Source organism: Streptomyces sp. NPDC045695 (assembly GCF_056432025.1).
Genome location: NZ_JBWKJU010000001.1, coordinates 647,358 through 668,271, shown reverse-complemented (window position 1 = coordinate 668,271; position 20,914 = coordinate 647,358). Strand labels below are relative to the sequence as shown.

20 protein-coding genes are annotated in these 20,914 nt (G+C 73.9%); 15 read left to right on the top strand and 5 right to left on the bottom strand.

The features are described 5' to 3' along the window. Nucleotides 1-45: 45 nt before the first annotated feature. The 6 genes from vioC to AC07DU_RS03015 all read left to right on the top strand — a co-directional run bounded on the left by vioC (nucleotide 46) and on the right by AC07DU_RS03015 (nucleotide 7,131). Nucleotides 46-1,095 (top strand): arginine beta-hydroxylase, Fe(II)/alpha-ketoglutarate-dependent, encoded by a 1,050-nt coding sequence (vioC, locus tag AC07DU_RS03040; protein WP_479109322.1) that lies wholly within the window; start codon nucleotides 46-48, stop codon nucleotides 1,093-1,095. Between the two features lie 7 nt (nucleotides 1,096-1,102). Next, nucleotides 1,103-1,837: a hypothetical protein gene (locus AC07DU_RS03035; protein WP_479030101.1), complete on the top strand. Its 735-nt coding sequence runs from the start codon at nucleotides 1,103-1,105 to the stop codon at nucleotides 1,835-1,837. Nucleotides 1,838-1,949: 112 nt separating this feature from the next. Then, the gene (locus tag AC07DU_RS03030; protein WP_479109320.1) at nucleotides 1,950-3,998 is read left to right on the top strand and encodes an NAD-dependent epimerase/dehydratase family protein; all 2,049 of its coding nucleotides are present in this window, start codon (nucleotides 1,950-1,952) and stop codon (nucleotides 3,996-3,998) included. Then, complete coding sequence (locus tag AC07DU_RS03025; protein ID WP_479030106.1) at nucleotides 3,995-4,768, top strand: PIG-L deacetylase family protein; 774 nt, start codon at nucleotides 3,995-3,997, stop codon at nucleotides 4,766-4,768. The genes AC07DU_RS03030 and AC07DU_RS03025 overlap by 4 nt, the downstream gene beginning before the upstream one ends. Further along, the gene (locus AC07DU_RS03020; RefSeq protein ID WP_479109318.1) at nucleotides 4,761-5,993 is read left to right on the top strand and encodes an ATP-grasp domain-containing protein; all 1,233 of its coding nucleotides are present in this window, start codon (nucleotides 4,761-4,763) and stop codon (nucleotides 5,991-5,993) included. Before AC07DU_RS03025 ends, AC07DU_RS03020 begins: the two co-directional genes overlap by 8 nt. A 7-nt stretch (nucleotides 5,994-6,000) precedes the next feature. Further along, a complete protein-coding gene (locus AC07DU_RS03015; protein WP_360890071.1) occupies nucleotides 6,001-7,131 on the top strand; it encodes a glycosyltransferase family 2 protein in 1,131 nt (376 codons plus the stop codon). On the opposite strand, the gene AC07DU_RS03010 is transcribed toward AC07DU_RS03015, so the two are convergent. Further along, entirely contained in the window at nucleotides 7,096-8,742 is a 1,647-nt protein-coding gene (locus AC07DU_RS03010; protein ID WP_479109316.1) for a CocE/NonD family hydrolase, read from the bottom strand. The genes AC07DU_RS03015 and AC07DU_RS03010 overlap by 36 nt on opposite strands. 34 nt (nucleotides 8,743-8,776) lie before the next feature. On the opposite strand from AC07DU_RS03010, the gene AC07DU_RS03005 reads away from it, so the two are divergent. Genes AC07DU_RS03005 through AC07DU_RS02990 form a run of 4 tightly spaced genes read left to right on the top strand, consistent with a single transcriptional unit; the run spans nucleotide 8,777 to nucleotide 12,858 of the window. Continuing rightward, nucleotides 8,777-10,318: an AMP-binding protein gene (locus AC07DU_RS03005; RefSeq protein WP_479109314.1), complete on the top strand. Its 1,542-nt coding sequence runs from the start codon at nucleotides 8,777-8,779 to the stop codon at nucleotides 10,316-10,318. A gap of 5 nt (nucleotides 10,319-10,323) precedes the next feature. Beyond that, entirely contained in the window at nucleotides 10,324-11,214 is an 891-nt protein-coding gene (locus tag AC07DU_RS03000) for a macrolide 2'-phosphotransferase (RefSeq protein WP_479109313.1), read from the top strand. Further along, on the top strand, nucleotides 11,211-12,092 hold the full coding sequence (locus AC07DU_RS02995) for an alpha/beta fold hydrolase (RefSeq protein WP_479109311.1): 882 nt from the start codon (nucleotides 11,211-11,213) through the stop codon (nucleotides 12,090-12,092). Before AC07DU_RS03000 ends, AC07DU_RS02995 begins: the two co-directional genes overlap by 4 nt. Beyond that, entirely contained in the window at nucleotides 12,082-12,858 is a 777-nt protein-coding gene (locus AC07DU_RS02990) for a nucleoside 2-deoxyribosyltransferase domain-containing protein (RefSeq protein WP_479109309.1), read from the top strand. The genes AC07DU_RS02995 and AC07DU_RS02990 overlap by 11 nt, the downstream gene beginning before the upstream one ends. Here the strand turns inward: AC07DU_RS02990 and AC07DU_RS02985 are convergent. Together AC07DU_RS02985 and AC07DU_RS02980 are read right to left on the bottom strand one after the other, a co-directional pair. Next, nucleotides 12,834-13,394, bottom strand: a complete 561-nt coding sequence (locus tag AC07DU_RS02985) for a GNAT family N-acetyltransferase (RefSeq protein WP_479109307.1) — start codon at nucleotides 13,392-13,394, stop codon at nucleotides 12,834-12,836. The two genes, AC07DU_RS02990 and AC07DU_RS02985, sit on opposite strands and share 25 nt — an antisense overlap. A gap of 62 nt (nucleotides 13,395-13,456) precedes the next feature. Then, nucleotides 13,457-14,176, bottom strand: coding sequence for a dioxygenase family protein (locus tag AC07DU_RS02980; protein ID WP_479109305.1), 720 nt, complete (start codon nucleotides 14,174-14,176; stop codon nucleotides 13,457-13,459). Between the two features lie 245 nt (nucleotides 14,177-14,421). Between AC07DU_RS02980 and AC07DU_RS02975 the strand changes: the two genes are divergently transcribed. Then, nucleotides 14,422-14,877 carry a DUF4383 domain-containing protein gene (locus AC07DU_RS02975; protein WP_360890049.1) on the top strand — a complete coding sequence of 152 codons (456 nt, stop codon included), beginning with the start codon at nucleotides 14,422-14,424 and terminating at the stop codon, nucleotides 14,875-14,877. Between the two features lie 12 nt (nucleotides 14,878-14,889). Here AC07DU_RS02975 and AC07DU_RS02970 read toward each other — a convergent pair whose 3' ends face one another. Both AC07DU_RS02970 and AC07DU_RS02965 read right to left on the bottom strand, forming a co-directional pair. After that, entirely contained in the window at nucleotides 14,890-15,912 is a 1,023-nt protein-coding gene (locus AC07DU_RS02970) for a DUF6745 domain-containing protein (protein ID WP_479030537.1), read from the bottom strand. A 161-nt stretch (nucleotides 15,913-16,073) separates the two neighbouring features. Beyond that, on the bottom strand, nucleotides 16,074-16,400 hold the full coding sequence (locus tag AC07DU_RS02965) for a hypothetical protein (RefSeq protein ID WP_453372138.1): 327 nt from the start codon (nucleotides 16,398-16,400) through the stop codon (nucleotides 16,074-16,076). A 203-nt stretch (nucleotides 16,401-16,603) separates the two neighbouring features. Here AC07DU_RS02965 and AC07DU_RS02960 point away from each other — a divergent pair, with 203 nt between their 5' ends. Genes AC07DU_RS02960 through AC07DU_RS02945 form a run of 4 tightly spaced genes read left to right on the top strand, consistent with a single transcriptional unit; the run spans nucleotide 16,604 to nucleotide 20,912 of the window. After that, on the top strand, nucleotides 16,604-17,566 hold the full coding sequence (locus tag AC07DU_RS02960; protein WP_479030131.1) for an STM4015 family protein: 963 nt from the start codon (nucleotides 16,604-16,606) through the stop codon (nucleotides 17,564-17,566). A 10-nt stretch (nucleotides 17,567-17,576) separates the two neighbouring features. Beyond that, nucleotides 17,577-18,713 carry an STM4014 family protein gene (locus tag AC07DU_RS02955; protein ID WP_479030134.1) on the top strand — a complete coding sequence of 379 codons (1,137 nt, stop codon included), beginning with the start codon at nucleotides 17,577-17,579 and terminating at the stop codon, nucleotides 18,711-18,713. Nucleotides 18,714-18,726: 13 nt separating this feature from the next. Then, nucleotides 18,727-19,533 carry an STM4013/SEN3800 family hydrolase gene (locus tag AC07DU_RS02950; RefSeq protein WP_479030540.1) on the top strand — a complete coding sequence of 269 codons (807 nt, stop codon included), beginning with the start codon at nucleotides 18,727-18,729 and terminating at the stop codon, nucleotides 19,531-19,533. After that, nucleotides 19,530-20,912: an STM4012 family radical SAM protein gene (locus AC07DU_RS02945; protein WP_479109303.1), complete on the top strand. Its 1,383-nt coding sequence runs from the start codon at nucleotides 19,530-19,532 to the stop codon at nucleotides 20,910-20,912. The genes AC07DU_RS02950 and AC07DU_RS02945 overlap by 4 nt, the downstream gene beginning before the upstream one ends. Nucleotides 20,913-20,914: the final 2 nt, after the last annotated feature.

Genomic DNA, 20,914 nt, shown 5'->3' with positions numbered 1-20,914 from the left:
GACCACCCCGAGGCAGCACACCCACGTCCCAGAACGAGAGTTGGCATGTCGAACCTCACCGACCAGACCACGGCCACCACTGGCACCCTCGCCCACACCCTCACCCCCGACGAGGCGGCCGCGACGGCCGACCTCACGCGGGAACTCGCCCGCACCTACCCCTCCTTCGGCGACCCCACCCTGCTGCACGACCTCCCGCAGCTCGCGTCCCGGCTGCCCCTGGGCACCCAGCGCTTCCTGCGCGGCTTCCAGCTCGCCGACCGGCACGGCCACGCCGTCGTCCGCGGGCACCTCTTCGACCAGGACCGGATCGGCCCCACGCCCGCCCACTGGCGCGGCCGCAGCCGCCCCGGGCCGGAGTTCGCCGAGGAACTGCTGCTGATGCTCTACGGGGCGCTGCTCGGCGAGCCGTTCGGCTGGGCCACCCAGCAGGACGGCCACCTCGTCCACGACATCTTCCCCATCCGGCAGCACGAGAACGACCAGCTCGGCATGGGCAGCAAGGAACTGCTGACCTGGCACACGGAGGACGCGTTCCACCCGTACCGCAGCGACTACCTGATCCTCGGCGCGCTGCGCAATCCGGACCACGTGCCCACCACCGTCGGCGAGCTGGACCTGTCCTCCCTCTCCGCCGAGGACATCGACCTCCTCTTCGAACCGCGCTACTACATCGCCCCCGACGAGTCGCACCTGCCCAAGAACAACACCATCGCCTCCGCGGAGGAGGCGGCCCGCTTCGCGACCATCCAGAAGATGATCGACGAACGCCCGCTGGTCCCGCTGCTCTACGGCTCGCGCCTGGACCCGTACATGCGCCTCGACCCGTACTTCACCTCCGTCCCCGACGACGACCCGGACGCGCTGCGCGCCTACGAGGCCCTCTTCAAGGTGATCGACGCCGCGATGCTGGAGGTGGTCGCCGACGAGGGCGACGTGCTGTTCATCGACAACCACCGCGCCGTGCACGGCCGGCTGCCCTTCACCGCCCGCTACGACGGCACCGACCGCTGGCTCAAGCGGGTCTGCGTCACCACCGACCTGCGCCGGTCCCGCGAGATGCGGGCCAGCGCCGACACCCGTCTCCTGGGCTGACCCGCCGGTGTCCCTCACCCTCACCGACCTGTCCCGGGACCCCTGGCTGCGGCCCGACACGGAGCGTCTGACCGGGGCGAACATGCCCGAGTTCATGAGCTGGGAGTCCCCGGGCAACTGGCGGTGGCACGGCATGTACGAGCACTACCCCGTCCTCCAGCTGTGCCTGGTGGACGGGGACGGCCGGCTGGCCGCGGCGGCCAACGCGGTACCGGTCCGCTGGGACGGCACGGCCGGGGGCCTGCCGGCCGGCACCGACGACGTGCTCGTCGAGGCCGTCGACCACGGCCCGCCGGACCGGCCGGACGCCCTGTGCATGCTGTCCGTCTCCATCGCGCCCGAGCACCGCGCCGCGGGCCACGCCGAACGACTGCTCACAGCCGTACGGCAGACCGCCGCCCGCGGGAACATGCGCGGGGTGATCGTCCCGGTACGGCCGACCCGCAAGCCCCGCTACCCGCTGATCCCGATCGAGCGGTACGCGGCCTGGCGCCGCCCCGACGGCAGCTGCTTCGACCCGTGGCTGCGCACCCACCTGGAGCTCGGCGCCCGTCAGCTCGGGATCGCCGAACGCTCGCTGGTCATCCGGCAGCCGGTGGCCCGCTGGGAGGAGGCCCTCGGGCATCCGCTGCCCGGTCCGGGCGACTATCCGCTCCCGGGCGGGCTGGTGCCGCTGCGGGTGGCGGACGACGGGCACGGGACGTACGCCGAGCCGAACGTCTGGGTGCACCACGCGCCGTGAGCCGGGCGTCGTCCCGAACTCCCCCTCCTCCTTCCCCCTTTCGCCCCTCCCCGCGCCCTCCCCCTCTCCCCTCCCTCTGCTCCCCGCCCCCGCAACGACCCCTGGAGACTCCATGACTCCCGTGACTGCCGTGACTCCCGTGCGCCTCGCGATCATCGGCTGCGGCGCGGCCGCCCGCGGCTGCCACATCCCCGCGCTGCCCCCTCTCAAGGGCGATGTGCGGCTGACCGTCCTCGTCGACCGCGATATCCGCCAGGCCGAGGCCGCCCTCGCCCTCTACCGCGAGCTGGGCGGCGCCGACGCCGACCAGGTCGTCCTGGCCACCGATCCGGACGAGGTCGCGCACCTCTTCGACGCCGCCGTGGTCGTCGTCCCGCACACCAAGCACGCCGAGACGGTCGAACCGCTGCTCGCCGCCGGCAAGCACGTCCTGCTCGAAAAGCCCATGACCACCTCGGTGGCCGACGCCGCGCGGCTCGCCGCGGCCGCCGACGCCGCCGCCCGCGACCGCGGAACCGTGCTGGCCATGGCCCACCCCCGCCGGCTCTTCCCCGCGTACGCCTGGGTGCACCGGCTGATCCGGGACGGCGAGCTCGGCGAGGTGCGCCGGGTCGAATGGGCCGAGGGGCACCCGTACGCCTGGGAGCCGGTCTCCTGGTCGATGTTCGACCGCCGGCTCGCGGGCGGCGGGGTGCTCACCGACACCGCCTCGCACGTCTTCGACACCCTGCTGTGGTGGCTCGGCCCGGACGTCGAGGTCGTGTCGTACGAGGACAACTCGCTGGGCGGGGTGGAGACCGACGCCTCGGCGCACCTGCGGTTCTCCGGCGTCGACGTCTTCACCGAGTTCAGCCGGCTGCGCGACCTCGGCATCTCCTGCAAGGTCGTGGGCACCGAGGCGACCGTCACCATCGGCACCGACTTCCCCGCCGGTGAGTGCACGCTGATCACCGCCGACGGCAAGGAGCTGCACCGCGGCGACGTCGATGCGGTGGCCCCGGCCCAGGACGAATGGGAGCTGCTGTTCACCGAGCAGCTCGGCAACTTCGCCGCCGCCTGCCGCGGCGCCACCGCGCCGCACTCGGACGCCGCCGACGGAGTACGCGTGGTGGAACTGATCCAGGAGTGCTACGGGGAGGCGGTGCGACGGCCCATGGCCCAGCCCTGGACGGGCAGGGCGCACACGGCCTCACCCGCGCTCGACGGCCGTACGGTCGCCGTCACCGGCGCGAGCGGGTTCATCGGCGGCCGGCTCGTCGAGCGGCTCGCCCTCACCACGGGTGCGGACGTCCGGCCGGTGGTCCGTGGCTTCGGGCGGGCGGCCCGACTGTCCGTACTGCCGCAGGACCGGATCGAGTTCCGGTGCGGCGACCTGCTGGACGTGGAGAGCCTGACCGAGGCGTTCGCCGGCTGCGACACCGTGGTGCACTGCGCCTTCGGCAGCGACGGCGACGAGTCCGCCCGCTGGGCGGCCACCGTCGAGGGGACCGCGAACGTCCTGGCCGCCGCCCGGCGGGCCGGGGTACGGCGCGTGGTGCACCTCAGCACCATCGACGTGTACGACGCGACCGGCGCCGGCGAGCTGACCGAGGAGTCCCCGGCACGTCCGGCCGACCCGGCGGACCGCGAGTACGAGCAGCAGAAGCTGGCCGCCGAGCGGACGGTACTGGCCGCCGGTGACGGCGCTCTGGAGACGGTCGTCCTCCAGCCGGGCGTGGTCTACGGGCCGTGGGCCGGGCAGTGGACCACCGCCCAGCTCCTGCGGGAGGCCGGTGACTTCGCGGAGCTCCCGACCGGTGAGGACGGCGGCGCGTGCAACGCCGTGTACGTCGACGACGTGGTGGAAGCGGCGCTGCGGGCGGTCGTGGCGCAGGGGGTGGCGGGCCGGCGCTTCCTCATCGGGCACGGTGAGCCGGTGACCTGGGGTGCCTTCTTCGACGCCGTACGGGCCGTGCGGCGGCTCGGCGACCCGCTGCCGGACGCGGAGCGCGGCGCGGTCCCCGCGTGGGAGCTGGAGCTGTACCGCTCCGAGGCGCGGGCCCGGTTCGACGCCGCGCGGGAGGCGCTCGGCTTCGAGGCGTCGGTGGGCTTCGCCGAGGGCATGGCGCTGACGGCCCGCTGGGCGGGCTGGGCCGGTCTCCTCCCGGAGGCCCGGGGATGACCGAGGTGACCGGTGTGAACGGCATGAACGGCGTGCGGGACGTGCTCGTGGTGGCGCCGCACCCGGACGACGACGTCATCGGATGTGGCGGGTCCATCGCCAAACACGTGCGGGACGGGGCCCGGGTGACCGTGGTCATCGTCATCGGCCGCGAGCGCAGCGCGCTGGACGACGAGGTGACCGACGCCGAGTTCGCGGCCGAGACCGACGACTCCGCCAAGGCGCTGGGCGTGCACCGCGTGGTCCGCTTCGAGCAGCCCTCGCGGGACTTCCGGCTGACGCGCGAGGTCCACCTGGATCTCGTCCGGGTCCTGCGGGAGGTCCGGCCGCAGGTCGTGTACCTGCCGCACGACAACGACGACGACGTGGAGCACCGGATGGTGCACCAGCTGGCCACCGAGGCGCTGTGGATGGCGCAGTCGTCCTTCTTCCAGGAGGCCGGGGCGGAGCCGATGCCGGCGCCGCGGCTGGTGCTGGGGTACGAGGTGTGGGCGCCGATGGCCCGGTTCCAGTACGCCGAGGAGATCGGCGGGCAGATCGACGCCAAGGTCGAGGCGATGCGGTGCTACCGCTCGCAACTGCGGCACGCCGCCTGGGACGAGGGCATCCGGGGGCTGGCCCGGTACCGGGGCGCCGTCTCCGCCGGGTCCGGGTACGCGGAGGTGTTCCAGGTGCTCGGCCTCACGGGACCGGCGCCGGTGCCGGTGCCGGAAGCGGCACCGGTTCCCGGGGCGTCGCCGGGGGCGGGGGCGGGGGTCGGCCGTGATTGACCGGGTGCTGGTCTGCGGCCTCGGCTCCGGCATGGACCACTCGCTCGCCGAACTGCGCGCCATGCGGCTGGAGGTGGTGGTGGCCACGGACCGCCCCACCGCCCGGGTCCGGGCACACGCGGACACCCTCCTCGTGTGCGACCCGGACGACGCGGTGGCGGTGCTGGCCGAGCTCGCGGCGGCCGGTATCGACCGGCTCGACGGGGTGTTCTCGCTCGGCGCCGACAACCCGCCGGTGATCAGCGCGCTGGCCCGGCGCTTCGGCTGCCCCGGGCTGCCTCTGGAGACTGCCCTGGACTGCACGCTCAAGGACCGCCGGCTGGCGATCCTGCGCAAGGCCGGGCTGCCGATGCCCCGGCACGCGGTCGCGGAGAGCGTGGTCGAGGCCGTCCGGGCGGTCGCCGACGTGGGCCTGCCGGCCGTGATCAAACCCAGTGACCAGACCGGTTCGCTGGGCGTCATGAAGGTGGAGTCGGCCGATGTCGTACGGGAGCGTGCGGCGGAGGCACTACGGCTGAGCCCCGGCGGCCGGATCGTCATCGAGGAGTTCCTGGAGGGCACCGAGCACACCCTGGCCGCCTTCATGGTCGACGGCGTGTTCCACACCATCGGCTTCGCGGACCGGGAGTACGGGCAGAAGGAGGAGTTCGCCCCGTACTTCTTCGAGGGGGGCGACACCCTGCCCAGCCGGCTCACCCCGGAGCAGATCGCGGAGGTCACCGAGACCGTGCGGCGCGGCGCCGAGGCGCTGCGCCTGGACCCGGCGGTGATCAACACCGACATCCTGCGGACCCGCGACGGCCGCGTGGTGCTACTGGAGATCACCTGCCGGCTGACCGGCGCCCGGATCGCCACCGAGGTGATGCGGCTGGCCACCGGCGTGGATCCGCTGCCGAACGTGGTCCGCCTCGCGCTGGGCCGGCCGCTGGAGCCGGCCGAGCTGGTGCCCACCCGTCAGGCGGCTGCCGTCCAGCGGTTCGTGCCCGCTGACGGCGGAGTCGTGGAGTGGGTCGGAAACCCCCGGGACGTGGCGCGCCGGGCCGGGGTGCACGACGTGTTCTGGGGCACGGAACTGCAGCCCGGGACCGTGCTGCCGCCGTACAGCGGCGGGGCCGACGTGCTGGCCGGGGTCATCGCTTACGCCCCGGGCCGGGCGCAGGCCGAGGCCATCGCGCGGCGCGCTCTGGCCGCGCTGCCGATCCGGCTGAAGGACCCGACGCAGTGAGCACACAGTGAACCAGAACGCCTTGGAGCGCAGCTCCACGCACAGCGAGGAGAGTTCGATGGCCACCGTGCCGGTGGACGAGGAAGCGGTCGACAAGGGCATCGCGCGGACCAGTGTGATCATCGCCCTGCGCGATGATCTGCGGATCGCCGAGTGCATCGAGTCGATCGACGAGGACGTCGAGATCGTGCTGGCGCTCAACGGGCCCAGCGACGCGGTCAAGAAGCTGATCGCGGACCACCCCAGGCCGCTGACGGTCACCGAGATCGAGGACGTCGGCAATCTGGGCGCGGCCTACAACGCCGGGGCCGCGGCCACCACCAACCAGTACCTGCTGCTCATGGACTCCGACTGCACCTTTGCTCCGGGCGTGGTCCGCATGATGGTGCGCGCCGTGCTGACCGAGCCGGTGGTCAAGGGCCAGGTGGTGTACGGCGAGTCGGACGGGCTGCTGAGCAAGCTCACCGCCCGGGTGCGGGAGTTCGACGAGGGCGACTACGTCAGCGCGCTGTCGCCACCGCTCATCTACAACCGGGCGATCGTCGACCACATCGGGGGCTACCACTTCGACGAGCTGATCCACTGGTGTGAGGACCGGGAGTTCGACTTCCGGCTCCAGCTGGCCGGCATCCCGGTGGTCTACCTGCCCCAGGCGCGGATCTTCCACGACGCCCAGCACGGCTTCGCGAACATGCGCAGCTATTTCCGCTACGGGGTGGGCGAGGGCATCGCCCAGGAGACGGGCGTGTTCACCACGCCGGCCGTGCCGGTGGTGTGGCGGCTGTTCGAGGCCTCCCGGACGCTGGTGCACTGCGCGCAGGCCAAGGGGGTGGGCGCGGCGGCGTACTACGCGCTGCTCAAGGCCGCGTTCCACACGGGCACGGCCCACCACCTGCTGAACGATCCGTACGGGGTGCGCGACCGCTACCCGGTCTCGGCCAAGCGGGCGCGCATGGTGCGGTCGATCCCGCAGCACAGCACCCGCCTGACCAAGGCCCAGCTGCGCCGGCTGCGGCGCGCGCACTGGGAGGCCGGGCGGCGGATCGAACGGGTCGCGGACCTCTCGGTCTTCCACCCGGACGCGGTGCGGTCGGCGGCCGGCTCAGGCGTCGGTGAGCCGCGACAGCAGCAGGCGTGAGGGACGGTCGCCGCCATGGTGAACGGTGTGGTGTGCGACCACCTTCGGGTGTACGTCGAAGCGGGGCGCGTTGCTGGCGGCGATCTCCAGCCGGATGCGGTGCCCCGCTTCGAAGACGTGGCCGACCGCGCCCAGCCGCACCCGTACCTCGACCACGCCGTCACCGTCGGCAGGGGCCGGGGTCGCGGGTGCGGGGGCGAGGCGGCGGATGCCGTCGGTGAGGATCTCCGCCCGGCCGTCCGGGTGGACGTCGACGAGCTTGCCGGTCACGTCGGCGCCTGCGGCGTCCGGGGTGACGTACACGGCGAGTTCGGCCTCGCCGATCACGGTGAGCGGGGCGTCGAGCGGCGAGGTGGTCCAGCACAGCACGTCGGGCCGCCGCTCCACCTTCCGCTGGTCGAGCGGTCCGCAGTCGGCGCCGGTGAACTGGCCCGGCAGTGCGGTGGCCCCGCCGGTGGTGGGGACCGGGTCGGCCGGGTCGTGGCGCAGGACGTCGCTCCCGGGAGCCACTGGAGCCACTGGAGCCGCCGCGGCCGCCGCGGCCCCCGGCCGCTCGGTGAGGGTGCGGCCGGCGAGGTGGAGGACGTACGGGCGGGTGCCGGGGACGGGCCAGGCGGGGAAGGTGCGCCACTGGTCGGCGCCGGTGAGGAACAGCCGCACCGGGGCGCTCTCCTGAGCGGGCGGCCGGCTCCTGAGGTGACGGTCGAAGTGGGCGAGGTGCAGGCCGGTGACGTCCAGCTGCTGTTCGTCGGCGGCGAGCCCGTAGCGGCGCTGCGGGAAGACGCCGCCGGTGACGCAGTGGGACCACGGGCCGACCACCAGCTCGGTGCCGGGGATCGCGGTGGCATTCTCCAGCGCTCCCGCCAGGAAGATGTCGTACCAACCGGTGATGTTCAACACCGGCACCTTTATCGCGGCGTACGATTCGCGCGGCGCGGACCGGCGCCAGTACGGATGACCGGACGGATGGGCGAGCCATTCCCGGTAATAGGGGGCCAGTCGGTCCAGGAGTTCGGCGGCCCGTCCGGGATCGCGGTAGAGGTCGTCGATTCCGTCGACGGCTTCGGCGACTTCCCGTTCGGCTGCGGAATCCAGACCGGCTCCGGTGAGCAGCAGATCGTAGAGCACCCAGTAGAGGACGAATCCGAGCTGGAACGCACCGCCCTGGTACGTCCAGCCCTCGTCGAATCCGGAGCCGGCGACCTGCGGGGCCACCGCGCCCAGCGCGGGCGGCCCGTTCGTGGCCGCGAGCAGGGCGGACATGCCTTCGTACGAGCGTCCGAACAGGCCTGCCGAGCCGTCGCACCAGGGCTGCGCGGCCGCCCAGGCCACGGTGTCGGCGCCGTCGGCGGCCTCGTTCCAGTACGGCTCGAACGTACCGCCGGAGCCGAATCGGCCGCGGACGTCCTGCACCAGCAGGGCGTATCCGGCGCGCACCATGCGCAGGCCGTCGACCGAAGCGCCACCGGGATTTCCGGATTTCCCGTAGGGAGTTCTCCGGATGAGCACCGGAAAGGGACCGGAAGACCCCTCGGGGAGATAGAGATCGGCGCTCAGCAGGACACCGTCACGCATGGGTATTTTCACGTCGTGTTCAATGACGATACGCATGCCTCAATCGTCCGACAGAACAAGGGAATTGACAATGCATTCCGCGCCTTCCTTACTTGAGCCGTTTTTCGCGGTCGCCCGCCGGGATCCGGACCGGCCGGCCGTCGTCGACAACGGCCTGGTGATCGGGTACGGCACGCTGGCCCACTGGGCGCGTGCGGTGGCCGCGGCCGTCGAGCCGCGCACGGACGGTCCGCAGCCGCCGATCGGGGTGGTCGTGCACCACGCGGCCCGCGATGTCGCGGCCTTGCTGGGGGTGCTGGCCGCCGGGCGGTCGTACGTACCGCTCGAAGCCGGCCATCCGGCGGCGCGGCTGACCGCCCTCGTGGAGCGGGCCGGCTGCCGGGAGGCGGTGGCCACCGCGGACTCCGGATACCTGCCCCCGGTGGAGAAGGTGATCCGGCCGCGCTGGACGCCGGCGCCCCCGCCGGTCCCCGGCCGGGAGCCCGCCCCCCTGCCGGCGCTGCCCGCCGCGCGCGCCGAGGACCCCGCGTACATGCTGTTCACCTCGGGCTCCACCGGCGAGCCCAAGGGGGTGGTGGTACCGCACCGGGCGCTCTCGGCGGTGGTCCCGGAGCTGCGCCGCCTGTACGGCATCGACGCGGACGCGGTCGTGCTCCACTTCCACGGGGCCGGCGGCGACACCAGCCTGGAGGAGATCCTGCCGACCCTGACGGCCGGGGCCACCCTGGTGATCGACGACGCGGCACGCGAGCGGTTCGCCCAGGTGGTCGCGGACCAGGAGGTCACGGTCGCGGTCCTGCCGACGGGCTTCTGGAACAGCCTGACCGGCGACCTCCTGCACCAGGGCCCGGGCCGCGGTGCGCTGCCGTCCTGCCTGCGGACGCTGGTGATCGGTGGCGAGGCGGTCCGGGCGGACATGCTGGAGCGGTGGAACCGCCTCGACCGCACGGCCGGCATCCGCCTGCTGAACACCTACGGCTCCACGGAGACGGCGCTGGTCACGCATGCCGTCCCGCTCGCGGGACCGGGTGCCGCGCCCCTGCCGGACACCGGGGAGGACCTGCCGATCGGGTACCCGCTGGCGCACGTCGGCCAGCGCATCGACGCGACCGGCGAGCTGTGCGTCAGCGGTGACGGCCTGGCCCTGGGCTACCACGACGACCCCGCGGCGACGGCCGCCCGCTTCACGACGGCCGGCGGCACCCGCTGGTACCGCACCGGCGACCTGGTGACCGCCGCCCCCGACGGCGCGCTGGTCTTCCGGGGGCGCTCCGACCACCAGGTCAAGATCCGCGGTCACCGGGTGGACCTGCTGGACGTGGAGGCGCTGATCGGGCGCTGCGAGGGGGTGTCGGCCGTGGCGGCCGCCCGGGTCGAGGGGCCCACCCACACCACGCTCGCGGCCTTCTTCGTCCCCGTGCCGCACCATCTGCCCGACGAGGTGGCGGCGAGGATCCGCGGTCAGCTGACGCTGACCGCGCCGCCCCACCTGGTGCCCAGCCGGATCGTCGCGGTGACCGCCCTGGAGCAGACGCACACCGGCAAGGTCGACCGGAACGCGACCCGCGACCGCCATCTGGGCACCGGACGGAACGGGGTGACCTCACAGTGAATGCAGTGGAGTTGGCGCAGTACGCCTCCGAGCTGCTCGGTGTCGAGCTGGATCCGGCCACGGCCCGCCCGGACGAGTCCGGTTGGGACTTCCACGTCACGCACATCATGGACACGGGCGGCTCCCCCTGGATCCTGCGCCGGCCACGACATCCTCAGGCCGCACGGCAACTGGCCACCGAGGGCGCCGTCCTGGCGGCCGTACGGGACCGGCTGCCCGTGGCGGTGCCCAACTGGCGGCTGCAGACCCCGCGACTGGTCGCGTACCCCCACCTGCCCGGGGCGCAGGCCGGAGCCGAGGACCCGCGCACGCTGGTGTACGGCTGGGACATCGACCCGCTCGCCGCCCCGGACGCCTATCTGGAGCCGCTGGCCCGGGCGTTGGCCGAGGTCCACCGGACCCCGCACGACGCACTGCCCGCGTTGGAGGCTCCCACGCCCGAGGCGCTGCGCTCCGCGGTGGCGGACCGGCTGGCCCGGGCCCGCAGGGAGCTGCGGCTCTCGGCGGCGCGGACCCGGCGCTGGCGCGCCTGGCTCGACGACGACAGCCTGTGGCCGGACCGGATGGTCGTGGTCCACGGCGACGTCCATCCCGGGCACACCCTGGTGGAGCGCACCCCGGCGGGGCCGCCGCGCCTGTCGGGGCTGCTGGACTGGGGGAACGCGGGGATCAACGATCCGGCCGTCGACTTCGTCGACATGCTCTACGCGGGAGGCCCGCCGGTCCTGGACCTGCTTCTGGACGCGTACCGGCGTGCGGGCGGCGAGGTCCGGCCCGGGATGCGCGCGCACGTCCTCGCGCGCGCCTCCTTCCTGTGGGTCCATGTGGCGCTGCGCGGGCTGGACGCCGCCCGGCCGGCGTGGGTCGAGACGGCTCTGTCGCGGATCGGCGCATGAGCGGCTCCGGGCGGGCCGGGGGGATCGGCGGTGGGTCCGGCGCGGGGTCCGGCAGTGGGTCCGACGCCGCGCGGGCCCGTGCGCGGCACGCCGTGCACGGGACGGGCGAGCCGGTGGTCCTGGTTCCCGGCAGCGGCGGCTCCGGCACCATCTGGGAACACCACCAGGTGGCGGCGCTGACGGCGGCCGGATATCAGGCCATCACCCTGGACCATCCGGACGGGCCGGGCGCGGACCCGCTCACGGCCACCGGCCTCGCCGCCTTCGTACGGGAGTCGGTGGAGTCGCTCGGCCTGCCGCCGTGCCGGCTGGTCGGCCACTCGTTCGGCGCGTTGGCCGTACAGGAGTTACTGCTGACGGCCCCGGAACTCGCCCTCCAGGCCGTCCTGGTGGCGACCCGGGGGCGTCCCGACGCGGTGGGGACGGCGATGGCCCGGGCGGAAGAGGAGCGCGGCGCGACGCACCTGCGGCTGCCACCCGCCTACGAGGCGTTCATGAGCCTCACCCAGAACCTCTCCCCCAGGACCCTGGCGGACGAGTCCGCCACCGAGGAATGGCTGGACCTGTTCGAATGGTCGGCGCTCTCCGCGCCTTCCGGCCGCTCGTCCCGGCACCGGACCCGCCCGCTCACCCACGACCGGCTGCCCGCCTACCGGGCGATCGAGACCCCGGTCCTCGTGATCGGTTTCGCCGACGACCTCCTCGCGCCGGTGCGGCTCGGCCTGGAGGTCGCCCGGGCTGTCCCCGCCGCCCGCCACCTGGAGCTGCCCGACTGCGGTCATCTCGGCTTCCTGGAACGGCCCGCCGCCTTCAACGAGGCCGTCCTCGACTTCTTCGCCACCCGTCCCCCGCTGCCCGGAGGTCCCCGTGCCCTGTGATGTCGTGATCGTCCATGTCGACGAGCAACCGCCCACCGCCTGGTGCGCCGCCGTCTACCTGTGCGGCCCCACCCCCACCGATCCGCGCGAACCGTCCTGGCGTCCGGCCGCCGTCGCCGCGCTGCGGGAGGGCTGGGCGGGCCCCGGCACCCTCGTGGTGTTCGTTCCCGAGCCGTCGGCGGGCGGCCGCTATCCCGCGTACGCGGAGCAGATCTCCTGGGAGGAGGAGGCGATGCGGCTCTCGGACGTCATCGCCTTCTACATACCCCGGGACATGACCCGGCTACCGGGACTGGTCTCGAACATCAAGTGGGGCGCCTGGTGCGGTTCGGGCCGGGCCGTGCTCGGCGCGCCGCCGGAGGCCGACCGCATGGAGTACCTGATGCACTTCGCCGAGGCGCTGGGGGTGCCCGTGGCGCGCAGCGCGGAGGCGACCGTGCGGGCGGCTCTCGACCGGATCGGTCCGGGCGTGCACCGCACCGGCGGGGAACGGGCCGTGCCGCTTCAGGTGTGGCGCACGGGCCCGTTCCAGCGGTGGTACGCGCAGCGGCTGGCCGCCGGGGACCGGCTGCTCGACGCACGCGTCGAGTGGTACGGGCCTCCGGCGGCGGCATCCGGTACGGAAGGGACCCCGGCCCTTGCCGATCCGGCGCACCCCGCGGACTGGCTGCTCAGCGTCACGCTCGCGCCGGCGGGCGGGAGCGCCGGGCCCGACGAGGTACGGGCCCGGCTGCTCGCGACTCAGGGACAGGGCATGCTCATGTAGAGGGCCTGTTCGCCGGCCGAGGCGGTGCCCTCGTACAGCGAGGCGTCGAGCCCGCAGAAGGCGAAGCCCATGCGCCGGTAGGCGTGGATGGCCGGGGCGTTGATGTTGGTGACCTCCAGCCAGAGGTGTCCGGCGCCGCGCTCGCGCGCGTAGTCGACGGCGTGCCCCATCAGGGTGCGGCCGACGCCCCGGCCCCGGTGGGCAGGGGCGACCTCGATGTCCTCGATGGTCAGCCGCCGGTTCCACGGGGCGTAGGAGAGGGCCACGAAGCCGGCCAGTCCGTCGTCGCCGACCGCGACGTAGGTGCGGGAGTCCTCGTCGTCCGCGTCGGCATCCTCCTCGTCGGGTCCGTCGTCCGGGAACACCTTGTGCAGGGGCGGGTCGACGGGGACCTCGTGCAGGGTGAAACCTTCCTCGGCCACGGTCACCCGGAAGACGGTCGCGGTGGTGAAGGAGCCGTCGAGGGTCTCGATGGCCTTGGTGTCCTCGGGGCGGGCCACGCGGTAGATGAGGGCCCGGGCATCAGCTGTCGTCATGGCATGACCGTACGACCGGTCTGATCCCCCTTGGGAGAGTTTCAGCCGACCTGCGTCCGAGCTCAGGCGATGCCCACGGTGTACGCGGCCCGGTACCCGTCGCCGTCCGGTACGGGAGCCAGGGTCATGGCGGCGCCGGAGGCCCGGTAGCGGTCGTCGCGGGTGTTGGGGTGGTCCGGGGCGGGGCGGCGGGCGTAGGGCTGGAGCGCGTACACCTTCGCCAGGAGTTCCTCGGGGAAGAAGAACTGCGAGGTCGTCTCGGTGTGAGGCTCCGGGCGCACCTTGAAGTGGATGTGCGGAGCCAGCCCCTGGTACCAGCCGGGGACGATCGTGCGGAACGTGCACCGCCCGGCGTCGTCCGTGATCTGGGTGCCCCGCAGGAAGGTGTCCCCGCCGGTGGAGTAGGTGCCCGACGCGTCGGCGTGCCATACGTCGACGGCGGCGCCCGCGACCGGGCGGCAGCCGGCCGACACCCTCACCACGGTCAGGTCCAGCCGGAACGGTACGCCCTCCCGGCCTTCCCTGATGTCCGAGCGGACCCGGTCCAGGTCCAGGTAGTAGGGGCCCGCGCCCGACTCCGCGGTGAGCGCGCACGCCGGGGTGCTCGCGCTCTTCCCGGCCGACGGCGTCGTGGCCGGGAGCGCGGGGGCCGAGGGCTGTCCTGCCGCCCCCGGGGTACGGGGCGGGCCGGCGCAGGCCGCCACCAGTGCGGCGACCCCGGCCGATCCGGCGGCCAGGAGGACCGCGCGGCGGCTGGCCCGGGAGATGCCGTTCTCGGTCATGCGAACCCCTCGCGTGCTCGGGCACCGTCGCGGCGGACGGCCATCGACCGCGCCCACCGTGCCGGACCGCGGGGGCGGCGACCAGCACCGACACGCCCCGGCCGCCGGTACCGAGGCCGGTACGGGGCCGTACGGCGCTCCTGCGGGGCGACCGGGCATTGCGGCCGGAAACGGGGGTATGCGCGGGGGGACGGGGTCCGGGCAGCCGGTCCCGGGGGGACGTCTCTGAGCGAAGGAGGCTCGCCATGTCCTCTCGCAGCCGTCGCGCAGCCGGTCCGGGATCGCTGGTGCAATGGGCCGCCCTGCTGGTCGGGGTGGCGTTCCTGCTGGCCGGGGTGCTGGGCATGATCCCGGGCCCGACCACCGGCTACGACTCCATGACCTTCGCCGGGCACGACTCGGGAGCGGAGCTGTTCGGGCTGTTCCAGGTCTCGGTCCTGCACAACATCGTGCACCTGCTCTTCGGCCTCGCCGGCATCGCGATGTCGCGCGCCCCGGGCCCGGCGCGCGCTTACCTGATCGGCGGCGGAGTCGTCTACCTGGTGCTGTGGCTGTACGGGCTCCTCGTCGACCGTGGCACGGACGCGAACTTCATCCCCGTCAACACCCCTGACAACTGGCTGCACTTCGGCCTGGGCCTGGCCATGGTCGTCCTCGGTCTGCTCCTCGGACGGAACACGCCGATCCCGCGCCGGAGGTGAGGGGCGCTCGCGTCAGGTCTCCAGGACGGGCGCGTACGCCTGCGCGCCGAGGCCGAAGGTCCATGCCACCCCCTCCCGCGCGGTCCGCGTCTGCGGCGGCACCCGCAGCCAGTACGTGCGGCTCGTACCGTCCGGCTCCGGCGTGGAGTTGACCACCTCCACCATGACGACGTCCTCATCGTCCGGCAGCGGTATCCGCCACAGCACGCCGGTCCCGTCCCGGTGCACCGGCTCGGCACCCGACGCGGTGAGGTAGCGCTCGTAGCCGTAGTGCTCCAGCATCACCCGGCGCAGCTCCGCGTTCTCCTCTTCCCGGATGCGCTCGGGCGTCAGGCCCTCCAGTGCGGCCAGGAAATCCGCCGGCACCGGCATCCCGCGCCACGCGTGCAGCGCGAAGCCGTCCGGGAACGCGAGGGCCGGGCCGTCACCGCGGTCCAGCCGGCCCGCCTCGTCCCGGTGCAGCTCCACCGGGCGCTCGCACACCACGGCCAGCCGCTCGTACGGCCACCACCAGCCCGCCGAGCGGGCCACCGCGGCGAGCCCCGCCAGCGGCGCCCGCTCCCCTGTGTCGAACGCGCACAGCCACGGCGCGTCGTGCTGGCCCAGTACGGCGTCCAGGAGCAGCAGCCGGACCTCGGCCTCCTGCGCGGTGTCCTGCGCCAGCTGCTCCACGAGCCCGGTACGGATACGACCGGCCAGCCGCTCGGTGTTCTCCCAGAGCCGGGCACCCGTCAGGGCCCATCTGCGGCCCCAGCCCTGGGGACCCAGCCGCTCGTGCGAGCGGGCACGCTCGGCCGCCCACGGCGCGCTGCGGACCTCCGCCCGCACGCTGCGGCCCCGCACGTGCGTCCCCCACGGGCCGTCCGGATCCCCCAGCAGGCCCACTGCTGCCCGCGGCGAGTCCGCCCACACGATGCGGTCGGGTACGGCCAGCCCCGCTGCGCGGTAGGCCAGACGCACGCCCGCCTCCGCCGCCTCCCGGTCCGCGGGTCCGGTCGCCGCCGCCACCGCCCGCCACCCGTCGACCCCGTGCACCGCGTCCGCCGCATGCGCCGCGTTCGCCACATGCCCCGCGTCCAGCGCTTCCGTCTCCTGCATCGCTTCCCGTACTTCCGTCACTTCCAGCACTTCCCTCACCTCCGGCCTCCGCATCCCGCTCCCCCTCCTCCGGCCCTGTCACCAGGCGCCCGCCTCGCTCAGTCCGCCACGATCCGCACCGAGCCCGGCACGTACTCCCGCTGGCGCACCACCCGGTACCAGCCCTTGGGGAGGGGTATCGCGGCATGCTCCTCGTGCACCACCCGTCCCCCGTCGGGCAGGTGCAACAGCAGGGGCGCCAACGGTCCCGCCTCACGGACCAGTCGGCCCGGTCCGAGCACGGCGTGCGCGTGCCCGGTCACCTCGCCCAGCGCCAGGACCAACCGCCCGCGCCCGTCCCGCGGTTCCGACGGCGCGTCCACCGCATGGCACGGCACCGCCGATTCCTCGAGCGGCACGATGAGCACGTCCCCCTGCCGGTACATGTGTGTCCCCTTCCCCCGCGCCGCCCGGTGCGCCGCGTCCCTTCCGACGTTACGGCCGGGCTCTGACAACGGCCCTCCACCCGCCCCTGCCTCGTGCGTTGTCAGTGCCGCTTGCTACAACTTGCAGGCACATCGGACGCGGCACATCGACGCGGCACTCCGGACAGAGCACCGGACGAGACAGGCGAGAGACGGCGGGGACCATGAGTTACGCGAGCCATCTGCGGGAGTCGTACGGACTGCCCGTCTTCGACTTTCCGGCGGCCGACGACGCCAAGGGGCTGGAAGGCCTGCCCGAGGCGGACGCCGTCGCGTGGCGGATCTCCAGCGACACCTATGACGCGGAGGAGGCCTGGCCCGCGGCGTTCGCCCGTTTCACCGCGGCCGTCGACACCACCCGCGTCCGCGCCATAGTCGTCGGTGCCTGGGAGGACGCGTACGACAGGGGCCCCCAGGAGATCATCGCCGCGATCCTCGACGCCCGCCCCCGGCTGCCGGCCCTGCGGGCCCTGTTCCTCGGGGACATGGAGTCCGAGGAGTGCGAGATCTCCTGGATCACCCAGGGCGACGTCGGCCCGCTCCTCGACGGCTTCCCCGACCTGGAGGAGTTCGGCGTCCGCGGCGGCAGCGGTCTCGTCATCCCGCCGTTCAGCCACCGGCGGCTGCGCTCCCTCGTCGTCCAGACCGGCGGCATGCCCGCCCGAGCCGTGCGCAACGTCGCCGCCAGCGACCTGCCCGCCCTGCACCACCTCGACCTCTGGCTCGGCACCGCCGAATACGGCGGGGACTGCGCGCTGACCGACGTGGAACCGATCCTCGCCGGCGACCGCCTGCCGAGCCTGCGTCACCTGGGCCTGCGCAACAGCGACATCCAGGACGAGATCGCCGCCGCCGTGGCCGCCGCACCCGTCGTGGCCCGGCTGGAGACCCTCGACCTGTCCATGGGCGTCCTCACGGACGAGGGCGGCTCCGCCCTCCTCGGCGGCCAGCCCCTCACCCACCTCGCCGCCCTGGACCTGCACCACAACTACCTCAGCGATCCGCTCAGGCAGCGCTTCCAGGACACCCTGGAGAGCGCAGGCGTACGGCTGGACCTCGACCCGGGCCACGCCGACGAGGACGAGTGGGACGGCCGCGTCTGGCGTTTCGTCGCCGTCGGCGAATAGCGCGGCGGCCGTGACCGAGCACCCGCCCCCGCGCTGGGCCGTCGTCGGCAACCCGGAGAACCGCCGCGTCGCCCTGTTCACCCGGGCCGTCCGCGGCGCCGGCCTGCCCGCGCCCCGCGTCGTGCCCTGGACCTCGGTCCTGCGCGAGGGCGGTGCGGCGTTCGCCCCCGACGAGCTCGTACGCCTCGACTCGCCCGGCGAGAACACCGAGGTGGACCGGGCCCTGCGCGGCCTGGAGGACGCGACCCGCGTGGAGGGCGGCGCCCGCTGGTACGCGCGGTTCACCGCGGCGGTACGGAGCCTGACCGGCGGCGTGCGTCTCGACGACCCCGACGAGCTGGCGGTCCTCTTCGACAAACGGCACTGCCACCGGACGCTGGACACCGCCGGAGTCCCGGTACCCCGTTCCCCGACCTCCGGCGGCGGCACACCGGTGCGCGGCTGGGAGGACGTACGCGCCCTGATGGACGCGCACGGCATGCCCCGCGCGTTCGTGAAGCTCGCGCACGGCTCCTCCGCGTCCGGCGTCGTCGCCGTCGAGACGGCAGGGCGGGGCCGCATCCGGGCCGTCACCTCGGTCGAGACGTCCGAGGACGGACGTCTGTACAACTCCCTGCGGGTGCGCCGCCTCACGAGCGAGCGGGAGACCGCCGCGCTGGTCGACGCACTCGCCCCGGACGGACTGCACGTCGAACGCTGGTGGCCCAAGGCCTCCTTGGCGGGCCGCGCGGCGGACCTGCGCGTGGTCGTCGTGGCCGGGAGGGCCACCCACGCCGTGGTCCGCACCAGCCGCTCGCCCATGACCAATCTCCACCTCGGCGGGCAGCGCGGCGACCTGTCGGCCGTGGTCGAGGCCGCGGGGCCCCGCTGGGCCGAGGCCCTGGACGTCTGCGAACGGGCCGCGGCCTGCTTCCCCGGCACCCTCTGCGTCGGCGTCGACCTGCTGCCCGCCGTCGGCTGGCGGCGGTTCGCCGTCGCCGAGGTCAACGCCTTCGGGGACCTGCTGCCGGGCCTGACCGGCCTGCCGGGCGGCGGAGCCGAGGGCCTCGACACCTACGCGGCCCAAGTCGCCGCCGCGCTCCCCTACGTACGCCGCCGCACACACGAGCACCACCACCCGAGGAACCACCACCGTGCACCAGCCTGAGACCGGGCCCGACATGAACGAGGTCGTCGGCCGCGACGACCTGCTCCTGCTCACCCTGGACACCCTGCGCCACGACGTCGCCGCCGAGCTGGCCGCCGCCGGACGCATCCCGCACCTCGCCCGGCACCTGCCCGGTGGCGCCTGGGAGAAGCGGCACGCCCCCGGCAGTTTCACCTACGCCTCGCACCAGGCGATGTTCGCCGGGTTCCTGCCCACGCCGGCGGGGCCCGGTCCGCACCCGAGGCTGTTCGCCGCGCGCTTCGCGGGCAGCGAGAGCACGGCCGGCCGCACCTACGTCTTCGACACCCCCGACCTCGTCTCGGCTCTGGCCTCGGCCGGGTACCGCACGGTGTGCGTCGGCGGCGTCGGCTTCTTCAACAAGCAGGGCGCGCTGGGAGACGTACTCCCTTCGATGTTCCAGGAGAGCCACTGGGAGCCCGAGTTCGGCGTGGCGTCCCCCACCTCCTTCGAGGCGCAGGTCGACCGGGCCGAGCGGGTCATCGGGTCCCTCCCCGCGGAGCAGCGGCTGTTCCTCTTCCTCAACGTGTCCGCGCTGCACCAGCCCAACTGGTTCCACCTGCCCGGCGCCACCCGGGAGGCCGGGGACGGCCTCGCCACCCACGCCGCCGCCCTGGAGTACGTCGACCGCCACATCGGCCGCCTCTTCGCCGCGATGAGCTCGCGCCGCCGCTGCTTCGCCGTCGTCTGCTCCGACCACGGCACGACCTACGGCGACGACGGCTACACCGGCCACCGCCTCGCCCACGAGGCCGTGTGGACCGTCCCCTATGCCCACTTCTTCCTGGAGCCGTCCGCATGAGCGCTACCACCACCGCGGACACGACCGGCGTCGCCGCCGCGGCCGCCGGTCTCGACGTCCGCCCGTACCAGAGCTACGTCTACGCCTACCCCCACAAGACCGCGTACCGCCCGCTGCCCGCCCGGCCCGCCCTGCGCGACCTGTGGCGCGGCGAGGACAAGAGCGCGCTCTCCCTCTACCTCCACATACCCTTCTGCGAGGTCCGCTGCGGCTTCTGCAACCTCTTCACCCGCATCGGCGCGCCCGACGGCCTCACCGGCCGCTACCTCGACGCCCTGGAGCGCCAGGCGGACGCCGTCCGCGAGGCCCTCGGCGACGACGGTCCGGTGCGCTTCGCCAATGCCGCGTTCGGCGGCGGTACACCGACCTTCCTCACCGCCGACGAGCTGACCCGGCTCTGCGACGTCGCCGAGCGGCGCATGGGCGCGGACCTGCGCTCCGTGCCCCTCTCCGTCGAGACCTCGCCGTCCACCGCGACCGCCGACCGGCTCGCGGTCCTCGCCGAGCGCGGCGCCACCCGCCTCAGCATCGGCGTGCAGAGCTTCGTCGACGCGGAGGCACGGGCCGCGGTGCGCCCGCAGCGCCGCTCCGACGTCGAGGCCGCGCTCGGCCGGATCCGCGCGGCCCGCATCCCGGTCCTCAACATCGACCTCATCTACGGCATCGACGGCCAGACCCCCGCCACCTGGCGCACCTCCCTGGACGCCGCCCTCGCCTGGGAGCCCGAGGAGCTGTACCTCTACCCGCTGTACAAGCGCCCGCTCACCGGCCTCGCCCGGCGACGCACGGCGCACACAGCCACCGAGTGGGACGAGCAGCGCCTGGACCTCTACCGCCGGGGCCGCGACCACCTCCTCGCCCACGGCTACGAGCAGGTGTCGATGCGCATGTTCCGCCGGGCCGGCACCGCCCCGCAGGGGCCCGAGGACCACGCCTGCCAGACGGACGGCATGATCGGCCTCGGCTGCGGCGCCCGCTCCTACACCTCCGCCCTGCACTACTCCTTCGACTACGCGGTCGACATGGGCGAGATCCGGACGATCATCGACGACTACACGGCCACCGAGGACTTCGGCCGCGCCGACCGCGGCTGGGAGATGGACGGCGGCGAGGCGCGCCGCCGCCACCTCCTCCAGTCCCTCCTCCAGGCCCGGGGCATGCCGCTCGCCGAGTACCGCGAACGCTTCGGCGCAGGCCCGTACGAGGACTTCCCCGTCGAGCTCGCCGACTTCGCCGCCCGCGGCTGGCTCGAAGGAGCCGGGACGCGGGGCGAGTGGCTGCGTCTGAGCCCGGAGGGCCTCGCCCACTCCGACGCCCTCGGCCCGGCGCTCTTCTCACCCGCCGTCCGGGCCGCCATGGCCGCCTACGCCCCGAAGTAGCC

Excerpts from the sequence above, each read along its gene's own strand:
- vioC (WP_479109322.1), top strand. The coding sequence starts at position 46 with ATGTCGAACCTCACCGACCAGACCACGGCCACCACTGGCACCCTCGCC.
- AC07DU_RS03030 (WP_479109320.1), top strand. The coding sequence starts at position 1,950 with ATGACTCCCGTGACTGCCGTGACTCCCGTGCGCCTCGCGATCATCGGC.
- AC07DU_RS03025 (WP_479030106.1), top strand. The coding sequence starts at position 3,995 with ATGACCGAGGTGACCGGTGTGAACGGCATGAACGGCGTGCGGGACGTG.
- AC07DU_RS03010 (WP_479109316.1), bottom strand. The coding sequence starts at position 8,742 with ATGCGTATCGTCATTGAACACGACGTGAAAATACCCATGCGTGACGGT.
- AC07DU_RS03005 (WP_479109314.1), top strand. The coding sequence starts at position 8,777 with ATGCATTCCGCGCCTTCCTTACTTGAGCCGTTTTTCGCGGTCGCCCGC.
- AC07DU_RS02995 (WP_479109311.1), top strand. The coding sequence starts at position 11,211 with ATGAGCGGCTCCGGGCGGGCCGGGGGGATCGGCGGTGGGTCCGGCGCG.
- AC07DU_RS02985 (WP_479109307.1), bottom strand. The coding sequence starts at position 13,394 with ATGACGACAGCTGATGCCCGGGCCCTCATCTACCGCGTGGCCCGCCCC.
- AC07DU_RS02980 (WP_479109305.1), bottom strand. The coding sequence starts at position 14,176 with ATGACCGAGAACGGCATCTCCCGGGCCAGCCGCCGCGCGGTCCTCCTG.
- AC07DU_RS02975 (WP_360890049.1), top strand. The coding sequence starts at position 14,422 with ATGTCCTCTCGCAGCCGTCGCGCAGCCGGTCCGGGATCGCTGGTGCAA.
- AC07DU_RS02965 (WP_453372138.1), bottom strand. The coding sequence starts at position 16,400 with ATGTACCGGCAGGGGGACGTGCTCATCGTGCCGCTCGAGGAATCGGCG.
- AC07DU_RS02960 (WP_479030131.1), top strand. The coding sequence starts at position 16,604 with ATGAGTTACGCGAGCCATCTGCGGGAGTCGTACGGACTGCCCGTCTTC.
- AC07DU_RS02950 (WP_479030540.1), top strand. The coding sequence starts at position 18,727 with ATGAACGAGGTCGTCGGCCGCGACGACCTGCTCCTGCTCACCCTGGAC.
- AC07DU_RS02945 (WP_479109303.1), top strand. The coding sequence starts at position 19,530 with ATGAGCGCTACCACCACCGCGGACACGACCGGCGTCGCCGCCGCGGCC.